This is a genomic window from Mesorhizobium carmichaelinearum (genome assembly GCF_900199455.1).
Lineage (GTDB): Bacteria > Pseudomonadota > Alphaproteobacteria > Rhizobiales > Rhizobiaceae > Mesorhizobium > Mesorhizobium carmichaelinearum.
In genome coordinates this window covers 38,346-62,792 of record NZ_FZQR01000029.1, presented here as the reverse complement: position 1 = coordinate 62,792, position 24,447 = coordinate 38,346, and the positions used below count along the sequence as shown (strand labels likewise).

Sequence of the window (24,447 nt, the reverse complement as noted above, 5' to 3'; positions counted from 1 at the left end):
GCACAAAGCGCACTCATCGTCTCCTCACCCGCAAGGCAATCCACAACAAACCGTAGCCGCTCGTCCATGATGCCAGTCTCTCGCCAAACCATCGCCGGTCCTCCGGCGGACAAGAAAACTGTCACCCATGCTATCGGTCCATTCTGTTACCTATCTATCCGGTTCGGACAGGCACCTTTCCTCTCCCTCCGGAGGGGGGAGAGGTGGCGCTGCGAAGCAGCGACGGAGTGGGGGAACCACCTGGCAACCGACGTCAACGGACATTGAAAAGGGGGCCAAGGCGCAACTTCCTGCACCGCGCCAAGGGTCGCCCCCCACTCCGTCGAGCTGCGCTCGACACCTCTCCCCCGATCGACGGGGTAGAGGAAGGGCGCCAAGCTGACCCTGGGACGAAGAACCTGGACCTTGGGACGCCTCACATCGCGGTAAAGCCGTTGTCTACGAACAGATGCGCGCCGTTGACGAAGCTGGACTCGTCACTCGCCAAATACAGCGCCGCTTTCGCCACCTCTTCCGGCTCGCCGATGCGGCCCTGCTGCGCGGCAAGCGCCGCGTCTGAAACGTCGACGCCGAGCTTGCCCAAATCGGCGACCTCGCGCAGGCCGTGCGGCGTCCTGATAAAGCCAGGGCAGACGGCGTTGCAACGGATGTTGCGGTCGCGGAACTCCACCGCGATGGCGCGGGCGAACATGTGGCAGGCGCCCTTGGTGGTGTCGTAGAGCACCTCCATGGGTGTCGCCGCCACCGCCGAGATCGACGAGGTGCAGACGATCGAACCGCCACCAGCCGCGATCATGCCGGGCAGTACGGCGCGCGTCATCAGGAACATCGAGCGCACATTGACGGCGTGCAGCCAGTCCCATTCCTGCACCGTCGTCTCCAGGAACGGCTTTATCACGATGGTGCCGGCGTGGTTGAACAGCACCGTGACCGGCCCGAGTTTTTCCGCCGCGCCTTTCACCGCCGCCTGAACCTGGGCTTCATCCGATACGTCGGCGACAAAATGCTCGGCGATGTGTCCCCGCGCTCGGATCACCGCGGCGGTGGCGGCGGCCGCCTCGCCATTGCGGTCGATGATCGCCACCTTGGCGCCTTCCGCCGCGAACAGTTCCGAGGCCGCCCCGCCCATTCCCGTCGCGCCGCCCGAAATGATGGCGACCTTGCCGGCCAGTCTTTCGCCCATTTTCCGCTCCCCATGATTGATGATTTTCGGTCTGATGGCATCTGGTGGCCAATGCACGAATTGGGCGCAGCGGCACGAGGCCATAGGCCCATTCAGGCACTCATGGCGATGCGGCCGGCTCTGGCCATCGACCTCCCAGACGGGGGCCTCTCAGCAATCGACAACCAATTAGACGACCCATAGGGAAAAATTATTCTGCGTATGGCTCGAAAATAGCAATCGACAAAGTCTACAAGTTTTATAGATTAACGGGCGAGACGGAGGTCGATATGTCCTATATCCAGAACGCTCAGACTGACAGCAGCGGCCAGAGGCTGGCCAATGCCCAGACCTTTCGCCCGGCCTATGCCGGAGCGTTCGCCTATCTCGTCTTTGCCCTTGCGTTTGTGTTCACCGGGGCCGTCGTTCTGGGCCTCATTCCCTAAGGCACGAGATCGACAGGGGCCAGTTGCCCCGCTGTATCAAGGCAATCGGAGTTGAATGAACCGGATCCCGGGACGCTTGCGCGCGACCGTGGTTCGCATTTCACAGCATCCATGATTCCAGCGATGGAGGAGATGACAATGCCGATCGAATTCACCCATGTCCCCGGCAAGACCACCGATGCCGCCGTTCCGTTCTTTTACGACTTTGCCGAGACCGCGACCAAGCTCGGGCTGATCGAGGATGGCGGCTTCCAGAAGATCGTCGTCGACGATCCGGCCGGTCTGCTGACCAATATGGATCTTGCCGCTCAGGTGCTGGACCGCACCGCCTCGCTGGAGGTCGTGCTGACCCACTGGGCGGGTGTCGTCGAGCCGACCGTGGCGGCGCGCCAGCTGGCATCGATAGATCGAAAAAGCGGCGGACGGCTGGCGCTTCGCATGATCAGCGAACCGTTGAACGATGACGACGCCGAGACACGGCCGGTCGGGCACACGGTCGTCTGGCAGCGCATCGATGAGTATCTGGTTCTGCTCAAGCGGCTGTGGTCGAACGACCGGCCTTTCGATCACGAAGGCGCCTTCTACAGTATCAAGGGCGGCTATGTGCCGCGCAAAGGCCCGCACGGCGCCGACCTGACCATCCGCATGGGTGGTCAGTCCGGAACGGCGCTGAAAGTGGCCGGCCGGCATGCCGATGTCTTCGAACTGGCGCCGGGCTCGATCGATGAAGTCCGGCAACTGATGGAACGCGTGCGTGGCGCCGCCGCCGAACATGGCCGGGCCGGCAAGCTGCGCTTCGCGCTTCCGGTGCGGATTCACCGGGGCGCTTCCGCCACCGGCCACAAGGCGGTCGACCTGTCCGGGCCGCCGGCTCAGGTCGCACTGTCGCTGCTTGCCTATGCCGGGCTCGGCATCGATGAATTCATGATCGTCGGCGTCGACACGCCGCGCGAGATCGCGACGGTCGGCCGCGAAACGATCGCCCTGCTGCGCAACTCGCTGGCGCGCCGCGAACAGGATGCTTTCCAGCCGGGGGCCTATGCGCCTCGCGGCGGGTTGGAGACGCGGGCCGCTGGCTGAAGGCCCTTCAATCGTCTGTTGCGTGACGCCTGTCGCCAAGCCGCGACAGGCCGTCGATGACGGCGGCTGAATCGGCCAGGACACCGAAGACGCCGTCCTCGATCGTCACCATGTGCAGCGCGGCCTCGTGGGCTTGTCTGTCGCCGCTGGCACAGGCATCGGAGATGGTCAGGCACTGAAAGTTGCGGTCGCAGGCCTCGCGCAGCGTGGTGTGGACGCAGACATCGGTCGTGCATCCGGAAAACATGAGGTGCGTGATGCCTTGCGCGCGCAGCACAAGCTCGAAATCCGTATAGGTGAAGGCGCTGTTGCAGGTCTTGTCGACGATGATGTCGTCAGGCGCGACATCGATTTCCGGAACGATCTGGAAGCCAGCGCCCGAGCGCAGCAGGATGTCGGTGCCGTCGAGGCCGGAGCGCTTGCGGCGCCATTTCTCGTAGGGCGTCATGTCGGCCATGTCGGCGCGATAACCCTGCCTGGTGTGGATGACCCTGACACCGGCCTTGCGCGCGGCTGATATCAGCCGGTTCACCGTGGGCAGGATCGCCCGTAGCGGCGAGGGATCGTAACCCTGCTTGGCGAAGTAACCCGTGGTCGACAGGAAATCCTGCTGCAGGTCGATGACGACAAGTGCGGTGTTTTCAGCCAGCAGCCTGCCGTCATAGGGGAAGTCGAAGGGCGTTGCCTTGATCATTGGTGGCTCCCTGTTCCCGGGTCACGCTAACTCTTTGTTTTGGCGCAATTCCGGACGGAAAACGTTTCACACTTTTTCCTGGAATTGCTCTAGCGATTCCGCATCAAGACGACGAGCCGCAGACGTGGTGGTTCGGCCGGCGCCTGGTGCCGCGGCGCGGTTCGCTGTGTGATCGACGATTCCCTCCGCGCTACGGCTATGGTGCGATCGGTGCCATCCGGCTTTGAATGCGCGTCAACGATTTGTTGAGTGTTGCAGTCATCTTCAATGTTGACTAGTAAAGTCATGTTTCATAGTCAAACCGGCACCTGCCTGCCGCAGCCTGAACCGGAAATGCGGCCGCACCGGAGAAGAACCATGACCGTGGCTGGAGCTGAGACTGCCTTTCAAATCGACGCGGTGCGGTTTGCCGTCGGCGAGCGGACGCTGCTCGGTCCGGTTTCGCTCGAATTGCAGCGCGCGCGCGTCTACGGGTTGATCGGCCACAATGGCTCGGGCAAGTCGACGCTGATCAAGCTGCTGGCCCGCCAGCAGCCGGCAAGTTCGGGCGCCATCACCTTCGCCAAGCGGCCGTTGCCGCAATGGGGCGCGCGTGAGCTTGCCCGCGCGCTCGCTTATCTGCCGCAGACGACGCCGGCGGCAACCGGCCTCACGGTGCGGGAACTGGCGACGCTTGGACGCTACCCCTGGCATGGCGCGCTCGGCCGCTTCAGCGCGGAAGACAGGCGGCATGTCGAGGAGGCGCTTGCGCTGACCGACATGGGCGGTTTCGCCGACCGTCTGGTCGATGAACTGTCCGGCGGCGAGCGGCAACGCGCCTGGCTTGCCATGCTGGTGGCGCAGAATGCAGGCGTCATGCTGCTCGACGAGCCGATCTCGGCGCTCGACATCGCCCATCAGGTCGAGGTGCTGGGGCTGGTCAAGGAGCTCAGCCGCAAACGCGACCTGTGCGTCGTCGTCGTGCTGCACGATCCCAACATGGCGGCGCGCTATTGCGACGAGCTGATCGCGCTCAAGGACGGCAAGCTGCTGACCCGCGGCACGCCTGGCGAAATCATGCGGGGCGACGTGCTCAAGGGCATTTTCGGCGTGGAGATGGGCGTGTTCGCGCACCCGGTCACCGGCCAACCCGTCGGCTATGTGCAGTGACGAGATTTGATGCGGTGACGGAAGCGGCTGGCCGCTGTGAGAACAAGGAAGAAGCTGTTGTTTAGAACTTGGTTGTTGGCGGCGTTGGTCGCATCGGTGATCCTGGTGGGTGGCAGTGCGACGGCCCAGGAGCAACCGACCGGCGCTGCCCCGGCGGCCGAGGCCCATGCCGCGCCGGCAGCGGCTCCAGCCACACCAGCGCCCGTCGCACCGGCACCCTCTACACCAGTACCCACCACACCGGCGGCTGCGGCACCGGCTCCGATGGAGCCCGCCCAGCCTGGCGGCCAACCGACCACGGCAGTGCCGGCCGGGGCCGCACCTTCGGCGCCGATGGAGCTGAACCTGCCGCACGATTTGTCGCCCTGGGGCATGTTCATGGCCGCCGACATCATCGTGAAGGCGGTGATGATCGGGCTGGCCTTCGCATCGCTCGTCACCTGGACGATATGGCTGGCCAAATCGCTGGAGATTTTCGGCGGCAAGCTGCGCATCCGCCGGGCCGTCCGAGCGATCGGCGAGGCCGCAACACTGAAGCAGGCGAGCCGCGCGCTCGACCGCAGCGGCGGCCCCGGCGCGCTTCTGGTGCGGGCGGCCGAGGAAGAGACCGCGCTCTCGGCCGGGGCGCTCGACCATGTCGGCGGCGACGGGCTGAAGGAGCGGGTTTCTTCGCGCCTGTCGCGCATCGAGGCGGCGGCGTCGCGGCGCATGTCGCGCGGCACCGGCGTGCTGGCGACAATCGGTTCCACAGCACCCTTCGTCGGCCTGTTCGGCACCGTCTGGGGCATCATGAACGCCTTTATCGGCATTTCGCAGGCGCAAACCACCAATCTCGCCGTGGTCGCGCCGGGCATCGCCGAAGCGCTGCTGGCCACCGCCATGGGGCTCGTCGCGGCGATACCGGCCGTCGTCATCTACAACGTCTTCGCCCGCTCGATAGCCGGCTACCGGCAGATTCTCGCCGATGCCTCGGCGGGTGTCGAGAGGCTGGTCAGCCGCGACCTGGATTTCCGCACGGTCGCGCCGACGACGGCGCTGGCAGCGGAGTAGCGATCTCATGGGAAGCAGAATCCGCCAGACCATGGACGACGATCTCGAGGAGAGCCACGAGATCAACGTCACTCCCTTCATCGACGTCATCCTGGTGCTGCTGATCATCTTCATGGTCGCCGCACCGCTGGCGACAGTGGACGTCAATGTCGACCTGCCGGGCTCGACGGCGACGCCGGCGCCGCGACCCGAAACGCCGCTGTTCCTGACCCTGAAAGATGATCTCACGCTGGCGATCGGCAACGACACCGTGCCGCGCCCGGCCTTCGCGGCCACGCTGGAAGCCAAGACCAAGGGCGACAAGCAGACGCGCATCTTCCTGCGCGCCGACAAGGCGGTCGCCTATGGCGACCTGATGGAGGCCATGAACCTGTTGCGCGGCGCCGGCTATCTGAAGATCGCGTTGGTCAGCCTGGAGACGGCGCAGGCTGCCGATGCACCGGCAACCGCTCCAGCGGGAACCGCCACACCATGACACGGTCCGCCGCCTTGCCCACGGTGCAGCTGTCGCGCTTCGGCTGGCGCGATCTTGGCCTGTGGGCAGGTGCGGCAGCGCTGGTGCTTGGCGCCCATGTCGCGGTCGCCTATGCGGTGCAGAGCTTCAGTCCGATCGAGATGGATGGCGGGCCGCCGCCGGCCCCGGTGATCGAAATGGCGCCGATGGTGGTGACGCCGGCAGTGCCCGTACAGGCCGCGATGTTGGATGCGGCGATGCCCGACCAGACCGAACCCGTCGAGGAGACCGAAAAGGTCACTGAGGCCGAGCCCGAGAAAGTGACCGAACAGGCCGAGCCGACCGCTGAGCTACCGGAAACGGTGCCGCCCGACGAGACCGAGCCGACCGAGACCACCGAGGCCGAACCGGTCGACCAGCCGCCGCCGGACGAAGTCATTCCCGACGTTGTCGAGGCGGTGACGCCAGAGGTTGTCGTTCCGATGCCGCAGCCGGTCGAAGAGCCCAAGGAAAAGAAACCTGTCCAGGCCAAGGCGAAAAAGCCGGTCGAAAAGCCCAAGCCTAAGCCTAAGAAGGAAAAGGCCGAGCCGGCAAAGACGGTAGCAACCGCAAGCGCGGAGACAAAGCCGGCGGCCAAGGCGGCGGCGCCGAAATCGGCGGCCGGGGTTTCAGGCGTCAGCCCGGCCAAGTGGGAATCCCGGCTGACGGCATGGATCAACCGGCACAAGCGCTATCCCAGCGCTGCGAAATCCAGGCGCGCGCAGGGCAATGTGAACGTGACCTTCACGGTGGATGCGTCCGGCCGGGTGATGTCGGCCCGCGTGGCCCGTTCTTCAGGCGATCCCGACCTCGACCGCGCCGCGCTTGCCGTGCTGCAAGGCGCCACGGTGCCGGCGCCGCCGTCGGAACTCGGCGCGCGCGTCAGCCGCACGGCGCCGTTCGTGTTCAATTTGCGGGACTGAAGCGGCAGTTCAGCTCATCGACTGACACAGCGCTTCGACCTGCTCCAGGTAGAAGCGGCATCTCGTGCGCAGGCCCCTGAGGTTCGGATCGTCGGCGCCGTTGATCTCGATGGTCTGCATCATGAAGTCGAAATGGGCGTGAAAGGCGTCCGCCGCGCCCCACAGGCTGTCGGCCTGCCAGGTGTCGGCCATCGCCATCGAAATCAGGTGCCGGGCCTCGACGCGTGCGGCATCCGGCGATGCCGGCCGGCTGGCGATCAGGACCTGGAGCCGGCCAAAGACGCTGTCCCTGGCGTCAGCGCTCCTGATGGGTGCGATCATGTTCATTGGCGGGTCCCCCTCGAATCTTTATGCACAGAGTCCATTTGCGGGGCTGCTGGCGATCAAGGCAGGGATCGCGGCGGTGTCGGATGGCCGGCCCCTGATGATGTTGGCAATTTCGGCGTCGGTCTGCGCGAACCAGTAGACCATGTCGGGCCGGTCAAGGTCGGCGGCGGCCTTTTTCAGGAGCGGCAGCAGGCTTTGCAGCGCACACAGCGTCTCCCACCGGTTCGGCGAAGAGCCCGCCGCCGCGCACAGGGCTGACGGCTGCATCCGCTACGCTCTCCTTGGCTGAGCGTGGTTTTCCTTCGGCTTGGGATACATCGGGTTGCCGCTGAGCTGGGCATGCCTTGCCGGCCGCGCGCCGCGCAGGACGTCGAAGGCTTCGGCATAGGCCATGCCGAGCAGATAAGAGATCATGGGAAAACGGCTTGCTTCGGCCATCTGCACCAGCTCATTGGTCATCGTCGCGATATAGTGAAGGCTATCGATCTCTGACTGACGTAGGGACTGATTTGCCACGTGCTTCTCCTGTCATCTGGTGAAACTCAGGGAACGCGTACTGGTTGCACTGGACATTGTAAGATGGCTAATTAATTGACTGACCCGCCGAATGCGGGCTTGGTTCCGGGGCAGAGAGTGTCAACGCATAGATGGGTGCATCGGTGAGGCGGTCGAGGCCGAGAAGGCGCTTGATCGCTGAATGGCTGAGTGCTGCCGTGGGGCAGGCCGACAGACCATGCCTGGTCGCCGCCAGCATCATGTTCTGGCCGATATGGCCGGCCTCGATCAGCACGACGCGATAGGCGTTGGCATCCTCATACTTCCACATGGTGCGGTCGAGCTTGGCACAAAGCAGGATCAGGCAAGGCATGGCGTCAGCCCATTCTTGCCCGCCGACCAGCTCGGAGATCTTCGGCAGATGGTTGGCCGAGATTCTGCCGAGGTCGTGATCGGCGGCCGAATAATGATAGACGCCGGGCTCCAGACCCTCGACGCCAAGCGCAACCACATAGGCCTCATAGGGGTTCCGGGCGCCGCCAGAAGGGGTCATGCCCAGCGGCAGGGTGCCGACGCAGTTGCTGGTCTCGCCGGTAATGCCCATGCCTGCGAACAGGCAATCGGAAAGCTGCTGCGCGGTGATGGTGGGGGCGGCCGCGGTGCGGTTGGTGCGGCGCCGCGCCATCAGGCTCAGAAGGTCGTTGTCGTCGAGTGCGTTCGGCAGCCGAATGGCGCCGGCGATATTCTTGAGCATGAGGTCGGGTTGCGCGACGTGGCCGGCGCGTTCGATCTGGCGTGCCTCGGCCTGTTCAATGGTCATGAACTCCGAGTCCTGGACGCAAAAGTGCATCAGCGCGGTCGGGATGCCCCAGCTCCACTGTCCGGAGAATTTTGTTTCCTGTTCGGCCAGCGGTGAACCGGCGGTGACCAGGGCGGAAAAATCAAGCAATTGCGGGACGACGGCATTGAGGTCGGATTTCGACCATCCATGGGCGCGCGCGATTTCCGCTGTGGAGGCCCATTCGTCCCAGGATGCAAGAAGGCCGATCACCTCGGGGCTGCATTCGAAGACGCTTCTGGTCAGGAAGTTGCAGGCCGTGACCTTGTTGGTCCCGGGATAGAAAACAAGCGTTTTTGCGGAGCGCATTTTCATGATGCTGAATGCCGTTTGTGAGTGTGAGGCGCCGACAAGCGAAGAGCCCACCGGCGCCGAACGACTTCAGCGCTTGTTGTAGTGCATGCCCTGCGAGAAGAAGACGGTCTGCGTGCCCGCGGCAACCGTCAGCTTCGGGGCATTGTTCACTTTCTTGGCCATTTTCGTCCCTTTCCCGACCCCCCAATGGGATCTGTTGAAAGATCCCCACAGCGGGATCCGCATGAAGAAAGGTAAGGTCGAAAGAGTTAATGGTTTGTTAAAATTGTAGTAAAGCCAACGTGATCTAAAATATCTTTCTTGGTGGTAAAGTCTAAAAAATCGATTTTGCTCAAATATGGAGTAGGCAATCGCTAGCATACGCTTTTTCGGGATAATCTTATTCTTATTTAGCGTAACCGATCCGCTAGCCCAGCCCGTCCCGGGCAAGGCTGACGACGAGCTGATCGATGCCCGGGTCGTCAAGCTTGATGACATGCGCCATGCGGATCGCATGGCGTGGCCGGATACCGGACATATCCTGCCGCATGATAACCGATACGAATGCCGGCCCAGCCTCGGTCAGAAGCATGGCCTTGCCCGTCAGCACCGGTTCGGAGATGGGCGCCCACTGCACGGAGATTAGCGACGGTTCGCCGGTCTGGCGGCGGTTGACGCCGCTGAAATAGATCCAGTTCAGGCGTGAGATCGCCACGCCATAGTGGTTGCCGCGTGCCCGCGCCCATGTCGAGCCACGGCGCTCCGACCATCCGGTCACCCTGCGGAATGTGACCAGTTCGGCCTCGCGCCGCACGAAGGTCACCGACCGCATCAAAAGGTCGGAACGGGTCGGGATCGAAAAGTAGGTGAAATAGGTGCCGCCCGCGATCGATGGGGCGGGTGGGCGGATCATCTGGTTGAACAGGCTTTCGGAAATCGGCGGCAGGCCGGGATCCCTGGGCTCGGGGGTCCCAGGGTCCTGGTAGAGTTCGGCCTCGTCGATGCGGAAGTAGTCGCAGATCAGCTTGGCAGTGGCTTTGTTCGGAACGGTCTGCCCCTGCAGGTAACGCTCGAACTGCGTGCGGTTGATACCCAACTCACGGCATACCGCGCTAACGGAGGCATGGTCCTTGCAGAGCCGTCTGAGATTTGCAGCGAGGTTCTCGCGAATGGACACGTCTTTGCTTTCACAGGCGAATTCTTCATTTCGACTCAGGAATCCATATAGCGCCTTCGGTCGCCCCCGCCGAAACGCCTTGTCACAACACACAGGAAAAACTGATTTGAGAACGCCAGTCTAATGGGACGGCTTTCAAAAAAAATAGCGCCGATTCCGGCAGCGGCCATCGCCATAAGTCCAATTGACAACTGCCTTGCCGCGGATATGGCGAAATCGCCTATGGCTTTTTCTGGGGGGACTTTGGCGCCGAACGCCGCATCGCGGTGCATCGGATCGTGCTTGCGCCCTGGTGGCGCAGCAGAAAGGCGAGAAACCGATTGTTCCGATGGTGGAGCTGAGGAGGATCGAACTCCTGACCTCGTCATTGCGAACGACGCGCTCTCCCAGCTGAGCTACAGCCCCGTCCAACGGATGGCGCATTTATCGGGCGCGGCGGATTTCTGTCAAGGCGGCGTTTTGCCGAAATTCCCTGTTGCCGGCGCGCCGGCCGGCGGCCCTTGCCGGTTTGGCGCGCAATGGCTACATGTCGGCAACTGCAAGGAGCAACGGATGTACGCTGTTTTTTACACGCTGCACGCAGCGATAAGTATCTATTGGTGGATCGTGGTTGGCGCCGCTATCTTCTCGTGGCTCTACGCCTTCAACGTTGTCAATTCGCGGAACCAGTTCGTCAATTCCCTCGGCACTATGTTCTATCGGCTGACTGAGCCGGTGCTGCGACCGATCCGTCGCTTCCTGCCCGACCTTGGCGGAGTCGATATCTCGCCGATCATCGTGCTGTTGGCGCTAACTTTTATCGGCGTGTTCTTGAATACGAGTGTCCAGCCGCTATTCGGCATCGGCCCCATTTGAGTCAAGGGACCGGCTGTTTCTTTCGTCTGCGCGAGAACGGCATCCACCTGTTCGTGCGGCTGACACCAAAATCTTCCGTGGACAGGTTTGAGGGCGCCGAAACATCGGCGGACGGTCGTAGCCATCTCAAGGCGCGGGTCCGTGCCGTGCCGGAAAACGGCGCGGCCAATCAAGCGCTGGAGAGACTGGTCGCCAAGGCGCTGGGTGTGCCGGCGTCGGCGGTCTCGGTCATCGCGGGCGGCACGGCCCGGCTGAAGACGCTGCGTGTCGCGGGCGATCCGAAGGTGCTGGCGCAGCGCGTTGAGGCGCTTGGCTGATCCGCAATCCGGTGCGGTGGCAACTCCGAACCTGAAATGTCGGCGGGACAGCGCCCCCCTCTGTCCTGCCGGACATCTCCCCCACAAGGGGGGAGATCAGCAGCTTCGGCGCCGGCCCTCAATCCCCCAGCGGCAGCCTTGGATCGTCGACCTTCAGCGTGTTCACGCTCTGCTTGATGCGGCGCAAATTCTCCAGCACCTTGGGGCCGCGCGTTTCGGCAACCGATGTCACGATCATGTCGACGATCGCCAGCAGCGCGTAGCGCGACGATGTCGGCTTGTAGATGTTGCCGTCCTCGAGCGGTTGCAAATGGATGACCGTGTCGGCGGCCTTGGCCAGTGCCGAATCGGGCGCGGTGATGGCGACCGTGGTGGCGCCATATTGCTGCGCGACCTGCACCGCCTCGATGACCGAGCGCGCATAGCCGGACACCGAAAAAGCGACCACGGTTGTGTCCGGAGTGGCGACGGCGGCGTACATGCGCTGCAACTGGCCGTCGATCTGCGCCAGCACCGGCAGGCCGAGCCGGAACAGCCGGTTCTGCATCTCGGTCGCCATCATCGAGGAGATGCCGCCGGAGCCGATGCACAGCACATTGCCTGACGTCGCAAGCCGCTCGGCGACAGCGACCAGCGTCGTCATGTCAAGATTCTCGCTGGCACGCTGGATGGCCGAGATCGCCGCTTCGGTGATGGCCGAGGCGATGCGCTGCTCACGCGCATCGCGGCTCAGTGGTTCGGGCGACAGATACTGGCCGCCGATGGCGATGGCCTGCGCCAGATAGAATTTGAAATCGCGCAGGCCCTCGCAGCCGAGGTTGCGGCAGAAGCGGGTGACCGTCGGTTCGCTGACGCCGACGCGCGCGGCGATCTCGGAGATGGCAGCCTTGGAAGCGAAATCGAGATCGGAGAGCACAAGGCTGGCCAGCCGGCGATCCGACTTGGTGCCGTCCTGCGACATCAACTGCAGCCGCGTGATGATGTCGGCCGGCGTCTTCATGTTTGTCGCTTCGTATTCATGCCATTGCCTTCGCAGGGGTAGGCGTTATAGCGGCAGGCCGGTCGTCTTGTCGAACAGATGGATGTTGCCGGGATCGACCGAGACCGGCAGCAGGTCGCCTGGCCTGACCGGTACCCTGTCGCGGAACACGGCGCGTACCGTATCCGTGCCGATCGCGCCATAGACATGGGTTTCGGAGCCGGTCGGCTCGACGACATCCACCTTGAGCGCCATGGCGTCGGCGGCCGCGCCGATGATGAAGTGCTCGGGCCGGATGCCAGCCTCCACGGCACTGTCCGCCGGCACCGCCTTGCCGGCAAGCGCAAGCCGCCCGCCACCGGCCGATTCGAACCAGGTTTTTTCAGACGTTGCCTTGAGAGCCCCGGAGACAAAACTCATCGACGGCGAGCCGAGGAAGCCGGCGACGAATTTGTTGGCCGGCCGGTCGTAAAGCTCGAGCGGCGCGCCGACCTGCTGGATCCGGCCGCGGTCCATCACGACGATGCGGTCGGCCATGGTCATGGCTTCGATCTGGTCGTGGGTGACGTAGACGATGGTCGATTTCAGCCGCTGGTGCAGCGCCTTGATCTCGGTGCGCATCTGCACGCGCAATTGCGCGTCGAGATTGCTGAGCGGCTCGTCGAACAGGAACACCGAGGGTTCGCGCACGATGGCGCGGCCCATGGCGACACGCTGACGCTGGCCGCCCGACAGCTGGCGCGGGTAGCGGTCGAGGTAGGAGAACAGGTTGAGCACGCCGGACGCCTTCTTGACCTTGTCGTCGATCGCGGCGCGGTTCTCGCCACGGATCTTCGGGCCGAAGCCGATATTGTCCGAGGCTTTCAGATGCGGGAACAGCGCATAGGACTGGAACACCATGGCGATGTTGCGCTGCTGCGGCGGCAAATCATTGGCGCGTGTGCCGCCGATGAGAAGATCGCCTGATGTGATTGTCTCCAGGCCGGCCAGCATACGCAACAAGGTGGATTTGCCGCAGCCGGACGGGCCGACCAGCACCACAAACTCGCCTGTCTTGATATCGAGATCGATGTTCTCGAGGATCTTGTGTTGGCCGAAGGATTTCGACAGGTTGCGAAACAGGACGTCGGTCATGGTCACGCTCCCAATATATCGTCGATGAATGGCAGGCAGCCGGCGGTCAGCCCGGCATCCACGGGCATCACCACGCCTGTTACGCCCGATGCGCGGTCCGAGGCAAGGAAAGCCACGGCTTCGGCCACTTCCGAGGCATTGACGATGCGGCCGAGCGGATAGAGCCGCTTGAGCTTGCCGAGGATCTCCGGATCCTTGGCCAGGCGATGGTCCCAGGCAGCGGTGCGGATCGATCCGGGGCAGACGACATTGGCGCGCACGCCGCTGCGGCCGAGCTCGACGGCGATCGATTTGGCATAGGCGTTGATGCCAGCCTTGGCCGCGGCATAGGCGGGGTTGCCGAAATGCGCGATGGCGTTGACGGAGGAGATGAAGACGACGCTGCCCGAACCGCGCGCGGCCATCGCCTTCGCAATAGGGTCGGCGAAAGTCATCACCCCGGTCAGATTGAGGTCGAGCTCGTGCTCGATCCTGTCGGCGTTGAGCGCGGAAATCGTCTCGGCGCGTGTCCAGCCGGCATTGTTGATCAGGATGTCGGGCACGCCGTCCTTGTCCAGCACAGCGGCTATTCCCGCCTCGATCGAAGACCGGTCGAGAAGGTTGAAGACATGGCGCGAGGCAAGGTGCGGGCTGGCCAGCGCCTCCTCGGACTGGTCGCAGCCGACCACCCGGGCGCCCCTTCCGGCCAGCAGCGCTACGATCGCCGAGCCAAGGCCGCCGCCGGCACCGGTGATGACGACAGTGCGGCCTTCGAATTCGGCTTTCGAAACCACGGCGCTTGCTCCTCCCACAGGTCAGGCAGATGCCGGTAGGCTACTGAAAAGAATGTAATTAAGCAACATGATAATCTGCTTGCATGCCGGGAATTCCTCGATAATGTAGGAAAGTCACATAAATCTTGTGTCCGCCATCGGCACAAGGAGCGCAAATGCGCGGAACAAATGGGAGAGATCAGATGAGCCTTGCCAAATGGACTGTCGGCCTTATGGCCGGAATGAGCATGCTGGCCTTCGCGGCGCAGGCGAATGCGGGTGAAGTGCGCGTCACCGTCGCCGAATACAGCGCCAAGACCGGCCCCTATTTCGAAGAGGTCAAGAAGGAATTCGAAGCCAAGAACCCCGGCATCACCGTCAAGTTCGAAATCGTGCCGTGGGACGTGCTCTTGCAGAAGCTGACCACCGACATCACCGCCGGCACCAACGCGGATCTCTCGATCATCGGCACGCGCTGGCTGATCGACTTCGTCCAGCAGGACGTCGCCGAGCCGCTCGACGGCTACATCACGCCTGACTTCAAGGGCCGCTTCATCGACACCTTCCTGTCGCCCTCGATCATGAGCGGCAAGACCTACGGCCTGCCGATCGCGGCCTCGGCGCGCGCCATGTATTACAACAAGGAGCTGTTCGAGAAGGCCGGCATCGCCAAGCCGCCGGCAACCTGGACCGAGCTGCAGGACGATGCCCGCAAGATCAAGGCGCTGGGAACCGGCGCCTTCGGCTTCGGCCTGCAGGGCAAGGAGATCGAGACCGACGTCTATTACTACTACGCCATGTGGTCGCAGGGCACCGAGATCCTCAACAAGGATGGCACGTCAGGCCTCGGCACGCCGGGCGCGCTCGAGGCCGCCAAGCTCTACAAGTCGATGATCGACGAGGGGCTGACCGAGCCGGGCGTCACCTCCAACAACCGCGAGGACGTGCAGAACCTGTTCAAGCAGGGCAAGGTCGGCATGATGATCACCGCGCCCTTCCTGTCCAACCAGATCAAGGATGAGGCACCGAAGCTGAAATACGGTGTGGCAGCCATTCCGGCCGGCCCGACCGGCGCGCGCGGCACCTATGGCGTCACCGACTCCATGATCATGTTCAAGAACTCCAAGAACAAGGATGAGGCGTGGAAGCTGATGGACTTCCTGTTCACCACGGAGCAGCGCGCCAAGTTCACGCAAGGTGAAGGCTTCCTGCCGGTGAACAAGGAAGAGGCCAAGATGGATTATTACGTCAACAATGCCGATCTCGCCGCCTTCACCGCACTGTTGCCCGACGCCCGCTTCGCGCCGGTCATTCCGGGCTGGGAAGAAGTCGCCCAGATCACCTCGGACGCCATGCAGAAGATCTATCTCGGCGGCGACCCTGAGGCAGGTCTGAAGGACGCGGCGGCCAAGGCCAACGCCGTGTTGAAGAAGTAGGGGCCGTGCTCAAGAAATAGGGCGTATCTCCCTGCGCCCCGTGGCGCGCCCCAGACTCAGGCGGGGCGCGCCACTCCCTTGGAAGAAGCATGCAACGACTCCCGAGAGAATGGTGAAGGCCGACAAGGCAATCACTCCGGACAAAGGATAAATCGCCAACGTTGGCGCCACCCCTCATTGCCCTGCCGGGCATTTCTCCCCGTATAGTGACGGGGAGAAAGGGCTGGCCGCGACCTCGGCGCCCTTCTTGGGACGTTGGCCATTGGCGAAGGCAGTGATGGAAGCGCCCCTCTCCCCGTCACTATACGGGGAGAGGATGCCGGCAGGCAGGTGAGGGGCGGCGCAAACGCCGGGAAAGAGTTTGAAACTGAGCGCCTAAAAAGAACAAGTGAGTATTAGCCTAGCTGGCAAGCCAGCGCGCTACGGATGCCTCGCAACGCGGTACAAACCAGCCGATGCAAAATCGTTTCTTGCCCTATCTCCTGACCTTGCCCAGCCTGTTCCTGGCGGCGGTCGTCATCTTCTGGCCGGTCTGGGACCTGATCCAGATCTCGACGCATGACGTCAACCGTTTCGGCCAGTTGCGCGAGTTCAGCGGGCTCACCAATTTCGCGGCACTCGCCGCCGATCCCGATTTCGTTGCCGCACTCTGGCGCACCGGCCTGTGGACCGTGCTGGTGGTCGGCGGCGCGTTGCTTTTGTCGGTGCCGGTGGCGATGATCCTCAACACCGATTTCTACGGCCGTGGCCTGGCTCGCGTCATCATCATGCTGCCCTGGGCGGTGTCGCTGACCATGACGGCGGTGGTCTGGCGCTGGGCGCTGAGCGGCGAAAGCGGCATGCTGAATTCGGCGCTGCTCGGCCTCGGCCTGATCGACCACAACATCCAGTGGCTGGCCAGCGCCGAGACGGCGTTCCCGATGCAGGTGTTGATCGGCATATTGGTGACGGTGCCGTTCACGACGACGATCTTCCTCGGCGGCCTGTCGTCGATCCCGGACGATCTCTACGAGGCGGCGGCACTTGAAGGGGCGACACCGCTGCAGCAGTTCCGCGAGATCACCTTTCCGCTGCTGAAACCGTTCATCAACATCGCCATCGTGCTCAACACCATCTACGTCTTCAATTCCTTCCCCATCATCTGGGTGATGACGCAGGGCGGGCCGGCCAACTCGACCGACATCCTTGTCACCCACCTTTACAAGCTCGCCTTCCGCATCGGCAAGCTGGGCGAGGCCTCGGCGGTGTCGCTGGTGATGTTCGTCATATTGCTGGTCTTCACCATGATCTATGTGCGCCTGGCGATGCGGGAGCAGCGGGCATGACGAGCAAGCTCAAACGCACCGTCATCGCCTGGCTGCTTTTGGCACCTTTGATCGTTGTGACGCTCTTTCCCTTCGCGGTGATGTTCCTGACCGCGGTCAAGCCGCGGCAAGAGGTGCTGTCGCCGACATGGTGGCCGAGCGAGTTCCGCTGGTCGAATTTTGCCGATATGTGGGTGGCGACCGGCTTCGGCCAGGCGCTGGCCAATTCGCTCTATGTTTCGATCATCGCGACGGTCGGCGCCATCCTGATCTCGGTGCCGGCAGCCTATGCTATGTCGCGCTTTCGCTTTGCCGGCTATGGCGCCTTCCGCCAGTTCCTGCTGATCTCGCAGATGATCTCGCCGATCGTGCTGGTGCTCGGCCTGTTCCGGTTGATGGCCGCCTGGGGGCTGGTCGAATCGACCACCGCGCTCGGTTTCATCTACATGGCCTTCAACGTCGCCTTCACCGTGTGGATGCTGCAGAGCTATTTCGACACCATTCCGCGCGACCTCGAAGAGGCCGCCTGGATGGAGGGCGCCGGCCGCTGGCTGACGCTCAGAAAAGTCTTCCTGCCGCTCTGCCTGCCGGCGATCGCGGTGACCGCGATCTTCACCTTCATCAACGCCTGGAACGAGTTCGTCGTGGCGCTCACCATGCTGCGCAGCCAGGAGAGCTACACGCTGCCGATCCAGGTCTTTTCTCTCGTCGCCGGCCGCTACACGATCGAATGGCATCACGTCATGGCGGCGACGCTGCTGGCGACGCTGCCGGTGGCGATCCTGTTCATCTGGCTGCAGCGCTACCTCGTCCGGGGCCTGGCGCTCGGGGCCGTCAAATAGACTTTGCATTCCACGGAGCTTGTATGCGCATCTTCACCGCCTCGCTGGCGACGGAAACCAACACCTTCTCGCCGGTGCCGACCGACCGGGCCTCGTTCGAGATGGCGTTCTATGCCGGGCCGGGCAAGCACCCGGAGACGCCGACGCTGTGCTCCTCGCCGATCGTCGCCTTGCGCCGGCGCGCGGCAAAGGAAGGCCTTACCGTCATCGAAGGCACCGCCACCTGGGCCGAGCCCGGCGGCCTGGTGCAGCGGCAGACTTTTGAGGCGCTGCGCGACGAAATTCTAGACCAGCTCAAGGCAGCTTTGCCGGTCGATGCGGTTATTCTCGGCCTGCACGGCGCCATGGTGGCGCAAGGCTATGACGATTGCGAAGGCGATCTGCTGGAACGTGTGCGGGCGATCGTCGGGCCCGACGTGGTGATCGCCTCCGAGTTCGATCCGCACAGCCATCTGACGCCGAAGCGCGTGGCGGCGTCCAATGTCATGGCCTATTTCCTCGAATTTCCGCACACGGACTTCTATGAGCGTGGCGAGCATGTCGTCGAGCTTGGACTGGCGGCCGCGCGCGGCGAGATCAAGCCCGTCATCTCGACCTTCGACTGCCGCATGATCCAGGTTCTGCCGACCAGCCGCGAGCCGATGCGCTCCTTCGTCGACCGCATCAAGGCGCTGCACGGCAAGGACGGCGTGCTGTCGGTGTCCGTCGTCCACGGCTTCATGGCGGCCGACGTGCCCGAAATGGGCACGCGCATCCTCGTCGTCACCGACAATGACAAGGCCAAGGGCGACGCGCTGGCGGAGCGGCTGGGGCGCGAGCTTTACGCACTGCGCGAAAAGACGGCGATGACGATGCTGGATACCGCCGACGGCATCGACCGCGCGCTGGCCGTGCGCGCCGAGAATCCGGGCAAGCCGGTGGTCATTGCCGACATCTGGGATAATCCGGGTGGCGGCGTTGCCGGTGACGGCACGGTCGTGCTGCGTGCCATGCTGGAACGTGGCTTGAACAATGTCGGTGTGGCGACGATCTGGGATCCGATCGCCGTGACCTTCTGTCAGGCGGCGGGCGAGGGCGCCGTCATCGATCTGCGCTTCGGCGGGAAGGCTGGGCCATTGGCCGGCGAGCCGATCGACGCGCGCGTCAAGGTGCTGAAGGCCGTCGCCGAGGGCTGGCAGAGTTTCGGGCCGAGCCGGGTGACGCTCGGACCGACAGCGCTGGTGCGCATCGAGGGCACCGAGGTTGACATCATCCTCAACACCAACCGCACCCAGACCTTCGAGCCTGACATTTTTTCCAACATCGGCGTCGATCCGTTGGGCAAGGATATCTTGCTGATCAAATCGACCAACCATTTCTACGCCGGCTTCGAACCGATCGCGGCGGAAATCATCTATGTTTCCGCGCCGAGTTCGTATCCGAGCAATCCGGCGGTGACGGATTACAGGAAGCTGACGCGGCCGGTGTGGCCGAGGGTAGCGGATCCGTGGAAGCGGCCGATCTCCCCCCTCGTGGGGGAGATGCCCGGCAGGGCAGAGGGGGGCGCGAAGGATCGCGACCTTGCCAGTCCTGCGGGCAAGAAATCGAACGAAGATCGCTGATCTTCTGGCGGAGACGTCGGCGGGACAGCGCCCCCCTCTGGCCTGCCGGCCATCCCCCCCACGAGGGGGGAGATCGGCTAATCACACCAATCCGCGCTTCACCATCATCGCCTCTGGCGACGGCATCTTGCCGCGAAACGCCGTGTAGAGCTCTTCCGGGTCCTTCGAGCCGCCGGCGGCGTAGATGTTCTTGCGCAGCCGTTCGGCCAGCGCCGGGTTGAAGGGGTCGCCGGTCTCCTCGAAGGCGGCGAAGGCGTCGGCGTCGAGCACTTCCGACCACATGTAGGAATAGTAGCCGGCCGAATAGCCGTCGCCTGAGAAGACATGGCCGAAATGCGGGGTGCGGTGGCGCATCGCGATGGTGTCGGGCATATCGAGCTTGTCGAGCGTTTCGGATTCGAAACGAAGCGGCTCTGCCGGGGCATCGGGCCGGGCGTGATAGGCCATATCCATCAAGGCGGAAGACGTGAATTCGACGGTGGCGAAGCCGGCGCCGAAGGTGCGCGTGGCCAGCATCTTGTCGAGCAGCGCCTTGGGCATCGGCTTGCCGGTCTTGACATGCAGCGCGTGCTTTTCCAGCACCGCCGGTACCGTCAGCCAGTGTTCGTAGAGCTGCGAGGGCAGTTCGACGAAATCGCGGCTGACCGAAGTGCCCGACACCGATGGCCAGGTGACGTCGGTCAGCATGCCGTGCAGCGCGTGGCCGAATTCGTGGAACAGCGTCTTCGCCTCGTCGACCGAGAGCAGTGCCGGCTCACCGGCCGGCGGCTTGGCGAAGTTCATGATGTTGTAGATCACCGGCTTCGAGCCGTGGCCAAGCTTATAACCGGACTTCAGCGCGCTCATCCAGGCACCGGAACGCTTCGAGGGCCGTGCGAAATAATCGGCGAGGAACAGGCCGCGCTCACTGCCATCGGCATTTTTCACCACGAAGACGCGCGCGTCGGGGTGCCAGGCGGCGATGCCCTTTTTTTCCTCGAAGGTGATGCCGAAGAGCCTTGTCGCCACGTCGAAGCAGGCGTCGATGACGCGCTCGAGCTGCAGATACGGCTTCAGTTCCGCCTCGTCGAACGCGAATTTTTCCGCGCGCAGCTTCTCCTGGTAGAAGCGCCAGTCCCAGGCGGCGAATTTTTCGTTGCTGCCGGCTTCCGCCGCCAGCCGTTCCAATTGCTTCTGGTCGGCCGCCGCCTTCTCCAGCGCCTTTTCCCAGACCGGGTCGAGCAGGTCGTGCACCGCCTTCGGCGTCTTGGCCATGGTGTCGTCGAGCTTCAGCGCGGCGAAGGAAGCGTAGCCAAGCAGCTTGGCCTTTTCGGCCCGCAGCTTCAGCATGTCGCGCACCACTTCGGTGTTGTCGCTGGCGCCGCCATTCTGCCCGCGCATGGTGAAGGCGCGGAAGGCGATCTCGCGCAGGTCGCGGCGTTCCGAGAAGGTCGTGAACGGCTCATAGATCGAGCGCGACAGGGTTACCGCGTAGCGGCCCTTCTGGCCGCGCATTTCGGCCGCCTCGGCCATAGAGCTCTTCACGAAATCAGGCAGGCCAGCAAGGTCGGCCTCGTCGAGGAACAGCGCCCAGTCGCGTTCGTCGGCCAGCACGTTCTGGCCGAAAGTCGTGCCGAGCGACGACAGCTCCTCATTGATCTTCGCGAGCCGCTTTTTGCCTTCGGCATCGAGCTTGGCGCCGGAACGGACGAAACCCTTCCAGGTCTTCTCCAGCACCCGCAAGGTTTCGGCGTCGAGGCCAAGGCTCTCGCGGCGCTGGTAGAGGTCGTCGATGCGGGCAAAGAGTTTCTCGTTCATCGAGATCGCCGAGAAATGCCTGGACATTTTCGGCGAGATGTCGCGCTCCAGCGCCTGGATGGCCTCGTTGGTGTAGGCGCCGGCGCGGCACCAGAAGATCGACGAGACATGATCGAGCGCGTCGCCGCCGAGCTCCAGCGCCTGAAGCGTGTTCTCGATGGTCGGCGCATCCGTGTTGCCGGCGATCGCCTCGATTTCCGCCTCATGCGCTTTCAGCGCCGCGCCGAAGACCGGCGAGAAATCGCCGTCGCCGATCTGGGCGAAGTCGGGCAGGCCGAGCGGCCCTTGCCACGTGGTCAACGGATGGGCGACGAGATCGATGGCTTTCGTGGAGGGCATGGAGGGTCTTTCGCTGGGATCAAGAAGGAGGGTGTCACCGATGTAGGGCGCAGGCCGCAGGCCCGCAATATGGCAGTTGGCCGATCCGCCTCAATAGGCTTCGCAGTTTTCGGCGATGGCCGCCTGCGAGCTGGCGGTGATGCGGTTGTCGGTCACCGCGAAGGTTTCCTGCATCAGCATGTCATTGTCGGGGAAGTCGTAGCAGGCGATCACCGTGGTGACGCCGCCCTTGCTCTTCTCGATCCGGTGGCGGATCGCGGCGCCGGCAACCGCGCCTTTCCACTCGTCGAGCGAGGCGATGAATTCCTGTTTGCTCTGGACGATGCCGAGGTCGTCGAGCTTGATGCGGACGTCGTCGGCAAGCAGGTCGGCGAGTTCGGTGCGGTCGGCGACCAGCAGCGCCGAATACCAGCGGCTGATGATGGCGCCGTCATCGGCGCGCGCGGCAACAATCGCGATCAGCAGCGCGGCGGCAGTGAAGACGACCGACCGGACGTTCCTCACCTGGCGCGCCTTACCGTTCATTCCAGCACCGGCCGCTCGAAATCGCCGGTCTCCTTGTTCATCACCCAGAGCTCGCCGGTCGAAATGTCGAACCAGGCGCCGTGCAGCGACAGCCTCCCCTTGCCCTCGAGAATCGAGACGCAAGGAAAGGTCCTGAGATTAGCGATGGAATAGCGGATCGAGATGCGCTCCAGTGCTGTCTGGCGCTCCGTTGCCGTCATGAAGGTGCTGGAAGAGACGGTTTCGGCAGCCGGCGCGATCAGGCTCATCCATTTGCCGATGAAATCGCCGGGAGACAGCGGCGCGGCATTGGGGTCGAGCGCGGCGCGGATGCCACCGCAGCGGCCGTGGCCCATGACGACGATGTTCTTGACCTTCAGGCTCTGCACCGCGAATTCGAGCGCCGCCGAGGTCGAATGGAACTCGCCATCCGGCTCGTAGGGCGGCACCAGATTGCCGACATTGCGCAGCACGAAGAGTTCACCTGGCCCGGCGTCGAAGATCGCTTCGGGGGCCGAGCGGGAGTCGCAACAGGCGACGATCATCGTCTCCGGGGCCTGCCCCTCGCGGGCGAGCTCGCGATAGCGGCCGCTTTCGGTGAGGTAGCGGCCATTCATGAAATTGCGGTAGCCGGCGAGGAGGTGATCGGGAAGATGAGGCATGGGCGGCTAAGGCCTTTCCGGGGTTGGAGGCGGCAGCTCTTTGCGGTCGAGAAGGCTCTAACGGTAAAAGCCTGTCGCGAGCAATGCAGAATTGTGGGGGCTGGCCATAAATGCCATGCGCCAAAGCGGGACGTCCGCCGACATTGTCATGCCCAGATGGCGACCGGTATGCCAAAACCGTCAGCGAGTGGCGGGTCCGGAAACGGCCTGGCCTTGCCGCCGGCGATGCGGCCGGCGATCAGCATCATGACGGCCGCGTCGAGGAAATCGTCGGCCGCCGCACCACGCGGCGGCGCCTGGTCGAGGAAGTCCATGGCATAGCCGTGCCGGCACAGCAGCGCCTTGCGCTCCGCCATCCCGGCCGGATTGACGGCGCCCTTGATCTTCTTCGGCAACTGCATCGCCCGGTCGCCATTCAGACGGCAGAAGGCGACTTCCGGATGCGATTCGAAGACGCGTCCGCGCAAATCGGGGCGTGCGATCAACAATGTGTCGATCTCGCGGATTTTTGAAAAGATGCCGAAGGCCTGGATCGAAACGCCGCGCGGCGGATCGGATGTGGCTCTGGCCACCTCGCTTGCCCTGCGATGCGCGGCATACCAGGCTTCGACCGTGGTGAAGTCGCTGGTGTCGGCATAGAGCGCGGCGCGGGACGGGATCGAGAAAACGCTGGATTGGCGTGCCCCGAGCAGCGGCCTGACCAGAGCCTCCGGTCCGCGTCCGCCTTTGCTGGAAAAATCCGGCAGGCCGATCGGCATGTCGACGGCGACGATAGCCTCTTGGGGAATTGCCGAAAGCAGAGCGGCGAAGCTGGCAAAGACCTCGACGGAAGGCGCCATGCCGGGATTGCGCCGGACAGCGATCCAGCCGGCCTTGCAGCCATCGGCGCCGACCAGCGCGACCTCAGAGATCACGCCCGGCGGTCCCGCCCCGGATGTGTGAGGTGGCGCAACTGCACCATGGCCATCGGGTGCGACAGGCTCTGTGCGTCGGTTTCGAGCTGCAGCTCGTCGCCGCCGCGTTTTGCGGTGCGCGCCAGGATCTCGTAGACCGCCGCCGTGGTCGACTGCAGCGCCTTGATTGGCGGCTGGCCGGAGAGGATGCGGGCGAGGTAGACGGCAGCCGTCAGGTCGCCCAAGCCGTTCGGCGGCTTGTCGATCAGCCGGTGCTCGGCGAGCAGCGCCTGGGTGCCGTCGAGCAGCAGATTGCCGGTGCCGCCAATCATCATCGACTGCGCCGAGGTGACCAGCATGGTCGACGGCCCGGCATGAAGTGCGGCCGAAATCACCGATTTCAAATCGGGCAGCGGCGCGCCGGCCATCCATTCCAGCTCATAGCGGTTGGGCGTGGCGATGTCGGCGATCGGCATCAGCCGGTCACGCATGGCCGCGGCGGTGGGCTCGGGCACGTAGAGACCGCCGGAATCACCCATCACCGGATCGCAGATATAGACGGCATCAGGCGTCCTGGCCTTGACCGCCGCGACCAGCGAGGCGACGGCCTCGGCCTGGCCGGCCTCGCCGAGATAGCCCGACAGCACGGCGCCGACCTCGCCCAGCCATGGCGCCCGCTCCAAATCGGCCATCAGCGCCTTGAACTGGTCGAGCGGCGGCACGATGCGCGTCGCCCGGCCATGGCCGGGATGCCAGGGCAGGATGACCGTGGGTACGGCCCAGACCGGAAAGCCCAGCGTCTCCAGCGCGAAGACGGCGGCACGATTGCCGACCGAGCCGCGCGCGACATGGCTGGAAATGACGATGACCGCACGCGGCGCGTCGGGTTTTTCGGCGCTCATTG

Annotated in this window: 27 protein-coding genes and 1 tRNA gene; 12 read left to right on the top strand and 16 right to left on the bottom strand. The window is 63.8% G+C overall.

Annotated elements, in window-relative coordinates:
• Window positions 1-415: 415 nt before the first annotated feature.
• Complete coding sequence (locus tag CKW40_RS35420) at window positions 416-1,183, bottom strand: SDR family NAD(P)-dependent oxidoreductase (RefSeq protein ID WP_095204346.1); 768 nt, start codon at window positions 1,181-1,183, stop codon at window positions 416-418.
• Between the two features lie 269 nt (window positions 1,184-1,452).
• On the opposite strand from CKW40_RS35420, the gene CKW40_RS35415 reads away from it, so the two are divergent.
• Complete coding sequence (locus tag CKW40_RS35415; RefSeq protein ID WP_010912229.1) at window positions 1,453-1,608, top strand: hypothetical protein; 156 nt, start codon at window positions 1,453-1,455, stop codon at window positions 1,606-1,608.
• A 138-nt stretch (window positions 1,609-1,746) separates the two neighbouring features.
• Entirely contained in the window at window positions 1,747-2,688 is a 942-nt protein-coding gene (locus tag CKW40_RS35410) for an LLM class flavin-dependent oxidoreductase (RefSeq protein WP_095204355.1), read from the top strand.
• Between the two features lie 7 nt (window positions 2,689-2,695).
• On the opposite strand, the gene CKW40_RS35405 is transcribed toward CKW40_RS35410, so the two are convergent.
• A complete protein-coding gene (locus CKW40_RS35405; protein ID WP_095204345.1) occupies window positions 2,696-3,382 on the bottom strand; it encodes a cysteine hydrolase family protein in 687 nt (228 codons plus the stop codon).
• Between the two features lie 357 nt (window positions 3,383-3,739).
• Between CKW40_RS35405 and CKW40_RS35400 the strand changes: the two genes are divergently transcribed.
• Genes CKW40_RS35400 through CKW40_RS35385 form a run of 4 tightly spaced genes read left to right on the top strand, consistent with a single transcriptional unit; the run spans window position 3,740 to window position 6,997 of the window.
• Entirely contained in the window at window positions 3,740-4,531 is a 792-nt protein-coding gene (locus CKW40_RS35400) for an ATP-binding cassette domain-containing protein (protein ID WP_095204344.1), read from the top strand.
• A gap of 57 nt (window positions 4,532-4,588) precedes the next feature.
• Entirely contained in the window at window positions 4,589-5,581 is a 993-nt protein-coding gene (exbB, locus tag CKW40_RS35395) for a tonB-system energizer ExbB (RefSeq protein ID WP_095204354.1), read from the top strand.
• A gap of 7 nt (window positions 5,582-5,588) precedes the next feature.
• On the top strand, window positions 5,589-6,056 hold the full coding sequence (exbD, locus tag CKW40_RS35390; protein ID WP_095204343.1) for a TonB system transport protein ExbD: 468 nt from the start codon (window positions 5,589-5,591) through the stop codon (window positions 6,054-6,056).
• Entirely contained in the window at window positions 6,053-6,997 is a 945-nt protein-coding gene (locus CKW40_RS35385; RefSeq protein WP_095204342.1) for an energy transducer TonB family protein, read from the top strand. The genes exbD and CKW40_RS35385 overlap by 4 nt, the downstream gene beginning before the upstream one ends.
• A 9-nt stretch (window positions 6,998-7,006) precedes the next feature.
• On the opposite strand, the gene CKW40_RS35380 is transcribed toward CKW40_RS35385, so the two are convergent.
• The 6 genes from CKW40_RS35380 to CKW40_RS35345 form a co-directional block, all read right to left on the bottom strand.
• Window positions 7,007-7,324 (bottom strand): hypothetical protein, encoded by a 318-nt coding sequence (locus CKW40_RS35380; protein WP_095204341.1) that lies wholly within the window; start codon window positions 7,322-7,324, stop codon window positions 7,007-7,009.
• A 21-nt stretch (window positions 7,325-7,345) separates the two neighbouring features.
• Window positions 7,346-7,591, bottom strand: coding sequence for a hypothetical protein (locus CKW40_RS35375; protein ID WP_095204340.1), 246 nt, complete (start codon window positions 7,589-7,591; stop codon window positions 7,346-7,348).
• Window positions 7,592-7,594: 3 nt separating this feature from the next.
• Window positions 7,595-7,840: a hypothetical protein gene (locus CKW40_RS35370; RefSeq protein ID WP_095204339.1), complete on the bottom strand. Its 246-nt coding sequence runs from the start codon at window positions 7,838-7,840 to the stop codon at window positions 7,595-7,597.
• Between the two features lie 67 nt (window positions 7,841-7,907).
• Complete coding sequence (locus CKW40_RS35365; protein ID WP_244571409.1) at window positions 7,908-8,966, bottom strand: SagB/ThcOx family dehydrogenase; 1,059 nt, start codon at window positions 8,964-8,966, stop codon at window positions 7,908-7,910.
• 412 nt (window positions 8,967-9,378) lie between these two features.
• Window positions 9,379-10,128: a helix-turn-helix domain-containing protein gene (locus CKW40_RS35355; protein ID WP_095204337.1), complete on the bottom strand. Its 750-nt coding sequence runs from the start codon at window positions 10,126-10,128 to the stop codon at window positions 9,379-9,381.
• Between the two features lie 329 nt (window positions 10,129-10,457).
• Window positions 10,458-10,533, bottom strand: a tRNA-Ala gene (locus CKW40_RS35345).
• A 147-nt stretch (window positions 10,534-10,680) separates the two neighbouring features.
• Here CKW40_RS35345 and CKW40_RS35340 point away from each other — a divergent pair.
• Window positions 10,681-10,983: a YggT family protein gene (locus tag CKW40_RS35340; RefSeq protein WP_095204353.1), complete on the top strand. Its 303-nt coding sequence runs from the start codon at window positions 10,681-10,683 to the stop codon at window positions 10,981-10,983.
• Window positions 10,980-11,300: a DUF167 family protein gene (locus CKW40_RS35335; RefSeq protein ID WP_095204335.1), complete on the top strand. Its 321-nt coding sequence runs from the start codon at window positions 10,980-10,982 to the stop codon at window positions 11,298-11,300. The genes CKW40_RS35340 and CKW40_RS35335 overlap by 4 nt, the downstream gene beginning before the upstream one ends.
• Window positions 11,301-11,418: 118 nt before the next feature.
• Here the strand turns inward: CKW40_RS35335 and CKW40_RS35330 are convergent, their stop codons facing one another.
• Genes CKW40_RS35330 through CKW40_RS35320 form a run of 3 tightly spaced genes read right to left on the bottom strand, consistent with a single transcriptional unit; the run spans window position 11,419 to window position 14,186 of the window.
• On the bottom strand, window positions 11,419-12,300 hold the full coding sequence (locus tag CKW40_RS35330; RefSeq protein ID WP_095204334.1) for a MurR/RpiR family transcriptional regulator: 882 nt from the start codon (window positions 12,298-12,300) through the stop codon (window positions 11,419-11,421).
• A gap of 45 nt (window positions 12,301-12,345) precedes the next feature.
• A complete protein-coding gene (locus CKW40_RS35325; protein ID WP_095204333.1) occupies window positions 12,346-13,413 on the bottom strand; it encodes an ABC transporter ATP-binding protein in 1,068 nt (355 codons plus the stop codon).
• A gap of 2 nt (window positions 13,414-13,415) precedes the next feature.
• The gene (locus CKW40_RS35320) at window positions 13,416-14,186 is read right to left on the bottom strand and encodes an SDR family NAD(P)-dependent oxidoreductase (RefSeq protein WP_095204332.1); all 771 of its coding nucleotides are present in this window, start codon (window positions 14,184-14,186) and stop codon (window positions 13,416-13,418) included.
• Window positions 14,187-14,368: 182 nt separating this feature from the next.
• Between CKW40_RS35320 and CKW40_RS35315 the strand changes: the two genes are divergently transcribed.
• The 4 genes from CKW40_RS35315 to CKW40_RS35300 all read left to right on the top strand — a co-directional run bounded on the left by CKW40_RS35315 (window position 14,369) and on the right by CKW40_RS35300 (window position 19,348).
• Window positions 14,369-15,601, top strand: coding sequence for an ABC transporter substrate-binding protein (locus tag CKW40_RS35315; RefSeq protein ID WP_095204331.1), 1,233 nt, complete (start codon window positions 14,369-14,371; stop codon window positions 15,599-15,601).
• 455 nt (window positions 15,602-16,056) lie between these two features.
• Window positions 16,057-16,926: a carbohydrate ABC transporter permease gene (locus CKW40_RS35310; RefSeq protein WP_095204330.1), complete on the top strand. Its 870-nt coding sequence runs from the start codon at window positions 16,057-16,059 to the stop codon at window positions 16,924-16,926.
• Entirely contained in the window at window positions 16,923-17,747 is an 825-nt protein-coding gene (locus CKW40_RS35305) for a carbohydrate ABC transporter permease (protein ID WP_095204329.1), read from the top strand. Before CKW40_RS35310 ends, CKW40_RS35305 begins: the two co-directional genes overlap by 4 nt.
• Window positions 17,748-17,770: 23 nt before the next feature.
• Window positions 17,771-19,348, top strand: coding sequence for a M81 family metallopeptidase (locus CKW40_RS35300; protein ID WP_095204328.1), 1,578 nt, complete (start codon window positions 17,771-17,773; stop codon window positions 19,346-19,348).
• An 81-nt stretch (window positions 19,349-19,429) separates the two neighbouring features.
• Here the strand turns inward: CKW40_RS35300 and CKW40_RS35295 are convergent, their stop codons facing one another.
• The 5 genes from CKW40_RS35295 to pdxY all read right to left on the bottom strand — a co-directional run bounded on the left by CKW40_RS35295 (window position 19,430) and on the right by pdxY (window position 24,445).
• Complete coding sequence (locus tag CKW40_RS35295) at window positions 19,430-21,484, bottom strand: M3 family metallopeptidase (RefSeq protein ID WP_095204327.1); 2,055 nt, start codon at window positions 21,482-21,484, stop codon at window positions 19,430-19,432.
• A gap of 90 nt (window positions 21,485-21,574) precedes the next feature.
• Window positions 21,575-22,009 (bottom strand): hypothetical protein, encoded by a 435-nt coding sequence (locus tag CKW40_RS35290; RefSeq protein WP_095204326.1) that lies wholly within the window; start codon window positions 22,007-22,009, stop codon window positions 21,575-21,577.
• Window positions 22,006-22,650: a carbonic anhydrase gene (locus tag CKW40_RS35285; RefSeq protein WP_095204325.1), complete on the bottom strand. Its 645-nt coding sequence runs from the start codon at window positions 22,648-22,650 to the stop codon at window positions 22,006-22,008. Before CKW40_RS35285 ends, CKW40_RS35290 begins: the two co-directional genes overlap by 4 nt.
• 146 nt (window positions 22,651-22,796) lie before the next feature.
• Entirely contained in the window at window positions 22,797-23,564 is a 768-nt protein-coding gene (locus CKW40_RS35280; protein WP_095204324.1) for a DUF429 domain-containing protein, read from the bottom strand.
• Window positions 23,561-24,445, bottom strand: coding sequence for a pyridoxal kinase PdxY (gene pdxY / locus CKW40_RS35275; protein WP_095204323.1), 885 nt, complete (start codon window positions 24,443-24,445; stop codon window positions 23,561-23,563). Before pdxY ends, CKW40_RS35280 begins: the two co-directional genes overlap by 4 nt.
• Window positions 24,446-24,447: the final 2 nt, after the last annotated feature.

Coding starts and splice junctions, on each gene's coding strand:
- CKW40_RS35385 (WP_095204342.1), top strand. CDS start 6,053: ATGACACGGTCCGCCGCCTTGCCCACGGTGCAGCTGTCGCGCTTCGGC.
- CKW40_RS35290 (WP_095204326.1), bottom strand. CDS start 22,009: ATGAACGGTAAGGCGCGCCAGGTGAGGAACGTCCGGTCGGTCGTCTTC.
- CKW40_RS35295 (WP_095204327.1), bottom strand. CDS start 21,484: ATGCCCTCCACGAAAGCCATCGATCTCGTCGCCCATCCGTTGACCACG.
- CKW40_RS35415 (WP_010912229.1), top strand. CDS start 1,453: ATGTCCTATATCCAGAACGCTCAGACTGACAGCAGCGGCCAGAGGCTG.
- CKW40_RS35330 (WP_095204334.1), bottom strand. CDS start 12,300: ATGAAGACGCCGGCCGACATCATCACGCGGCTGCAGTTGATGTCGCAG.
- CKW40_RS35285 (WP_095204325.1), bottom strand. CDS start 22,650: ATGCCTCATCTTCCCGATCACCTCCTCGCCGGCTACCGCAATTTCATG.
- CKW40_RS35410 (WP_095204355.1), top strand. CDS start 1,747: ATGCCGATCGAATTCACCCATGTCCCCGGCAAGACCACCGATGCCGCC.
- CKW40_RS35340 (WP_095204353.1), top strand. CDS start 10,681: ATGTACGCTGTTTTTTACACGCTGCACGCAGCGATAAGTATCTATTGG.
- CKW40_RS35300 (WP_095204328.1), top strand. CDS start 17,771: ATGCGCATCTTCACCGCCTCGCTGGCGACGGAAACCAACACCTTCTCG.
- CKW40_RS35380 (WP_095204341.1), bottom strand. CDS start 7,324: ATGAACATGATCGCACCCATCAGGAGCGCTGACGCCAGGGACAGCGTC.
- pdxY (WP_095204323.1), bottom strand. CDS start 24,445: ATGAGCGCCGAAAAACCCGACGCGCCGCGTGCGGTCATCGTCATTTCC.
- CKW40_RS35400 (WP_095204344.1), top strand. CDS start 3,740: ATGACCGTGGCTGGAGCTGAGACTGCCTTTCAAATCGACGCGGTGCGG.
- CKW40_RS35315 (WP_095204331.1), top strand. CDS start 14,369: ATGAGCCTTGCCAAATGGACTGTCGGCCTTATGGCCGGAATGAGCATG.
- CKW40_RS35325 (WP_095204333.1), bottom strand. CDS start 13,413: ATGACCGACGTCCTGTTTCGCAACCTGTCGAAATCCTTCGGCCAACAC.
- CKW40_RS35365 (WP_244571409.1), bottom strand. CDS start 8,966: ATGCGCTCCGCAAAAACGCTTGTTTTCTATCCCGGGACCAACAAGGTC.
- CKW40_RS35420 (WP_095204346.1), bottom strand. CDS start 1,183: ATGGGCGAAAGACTGGCCGGCAAGGTCGCCATCATTTCGGGCGGCGCG.
- CKW40_RS35305 (WP_095204329.1), top strand. CDS start 16,923: ATGACGAGCAAGCTCAAACGCACCGTCATCGCCTGGCTGCTTTTGGCA.
- CKW40_RS35375 (WP_095204340.1), bottom strand. CDS start 7,591: ATGCAGCCGTCAGCCCTGTGCGCGGCGGCGGGCTCTTCGCCGAACCGG.
- CKW40_RS35310 (WP_095204330.1), top strand. CDS start 16,057: ATGCAAAATCGTTTCTTGCCCTATCTCCTGACCTTGCCCAGCCTGTTC.
- exbD (WP_095204343.1), top strand. CDS start 5,589: ATGGGAAGCAGAATCCGCCAGACCATGGACGACGATCTCGAGGAGAGC.
- CKW40_RS35405 (WP_095204345.1), bottom strand. CDS start 3,382: ATGATCAAGGCAACGCCCTTCGACTTCCCCTATGACGGCAGGCTGCTG.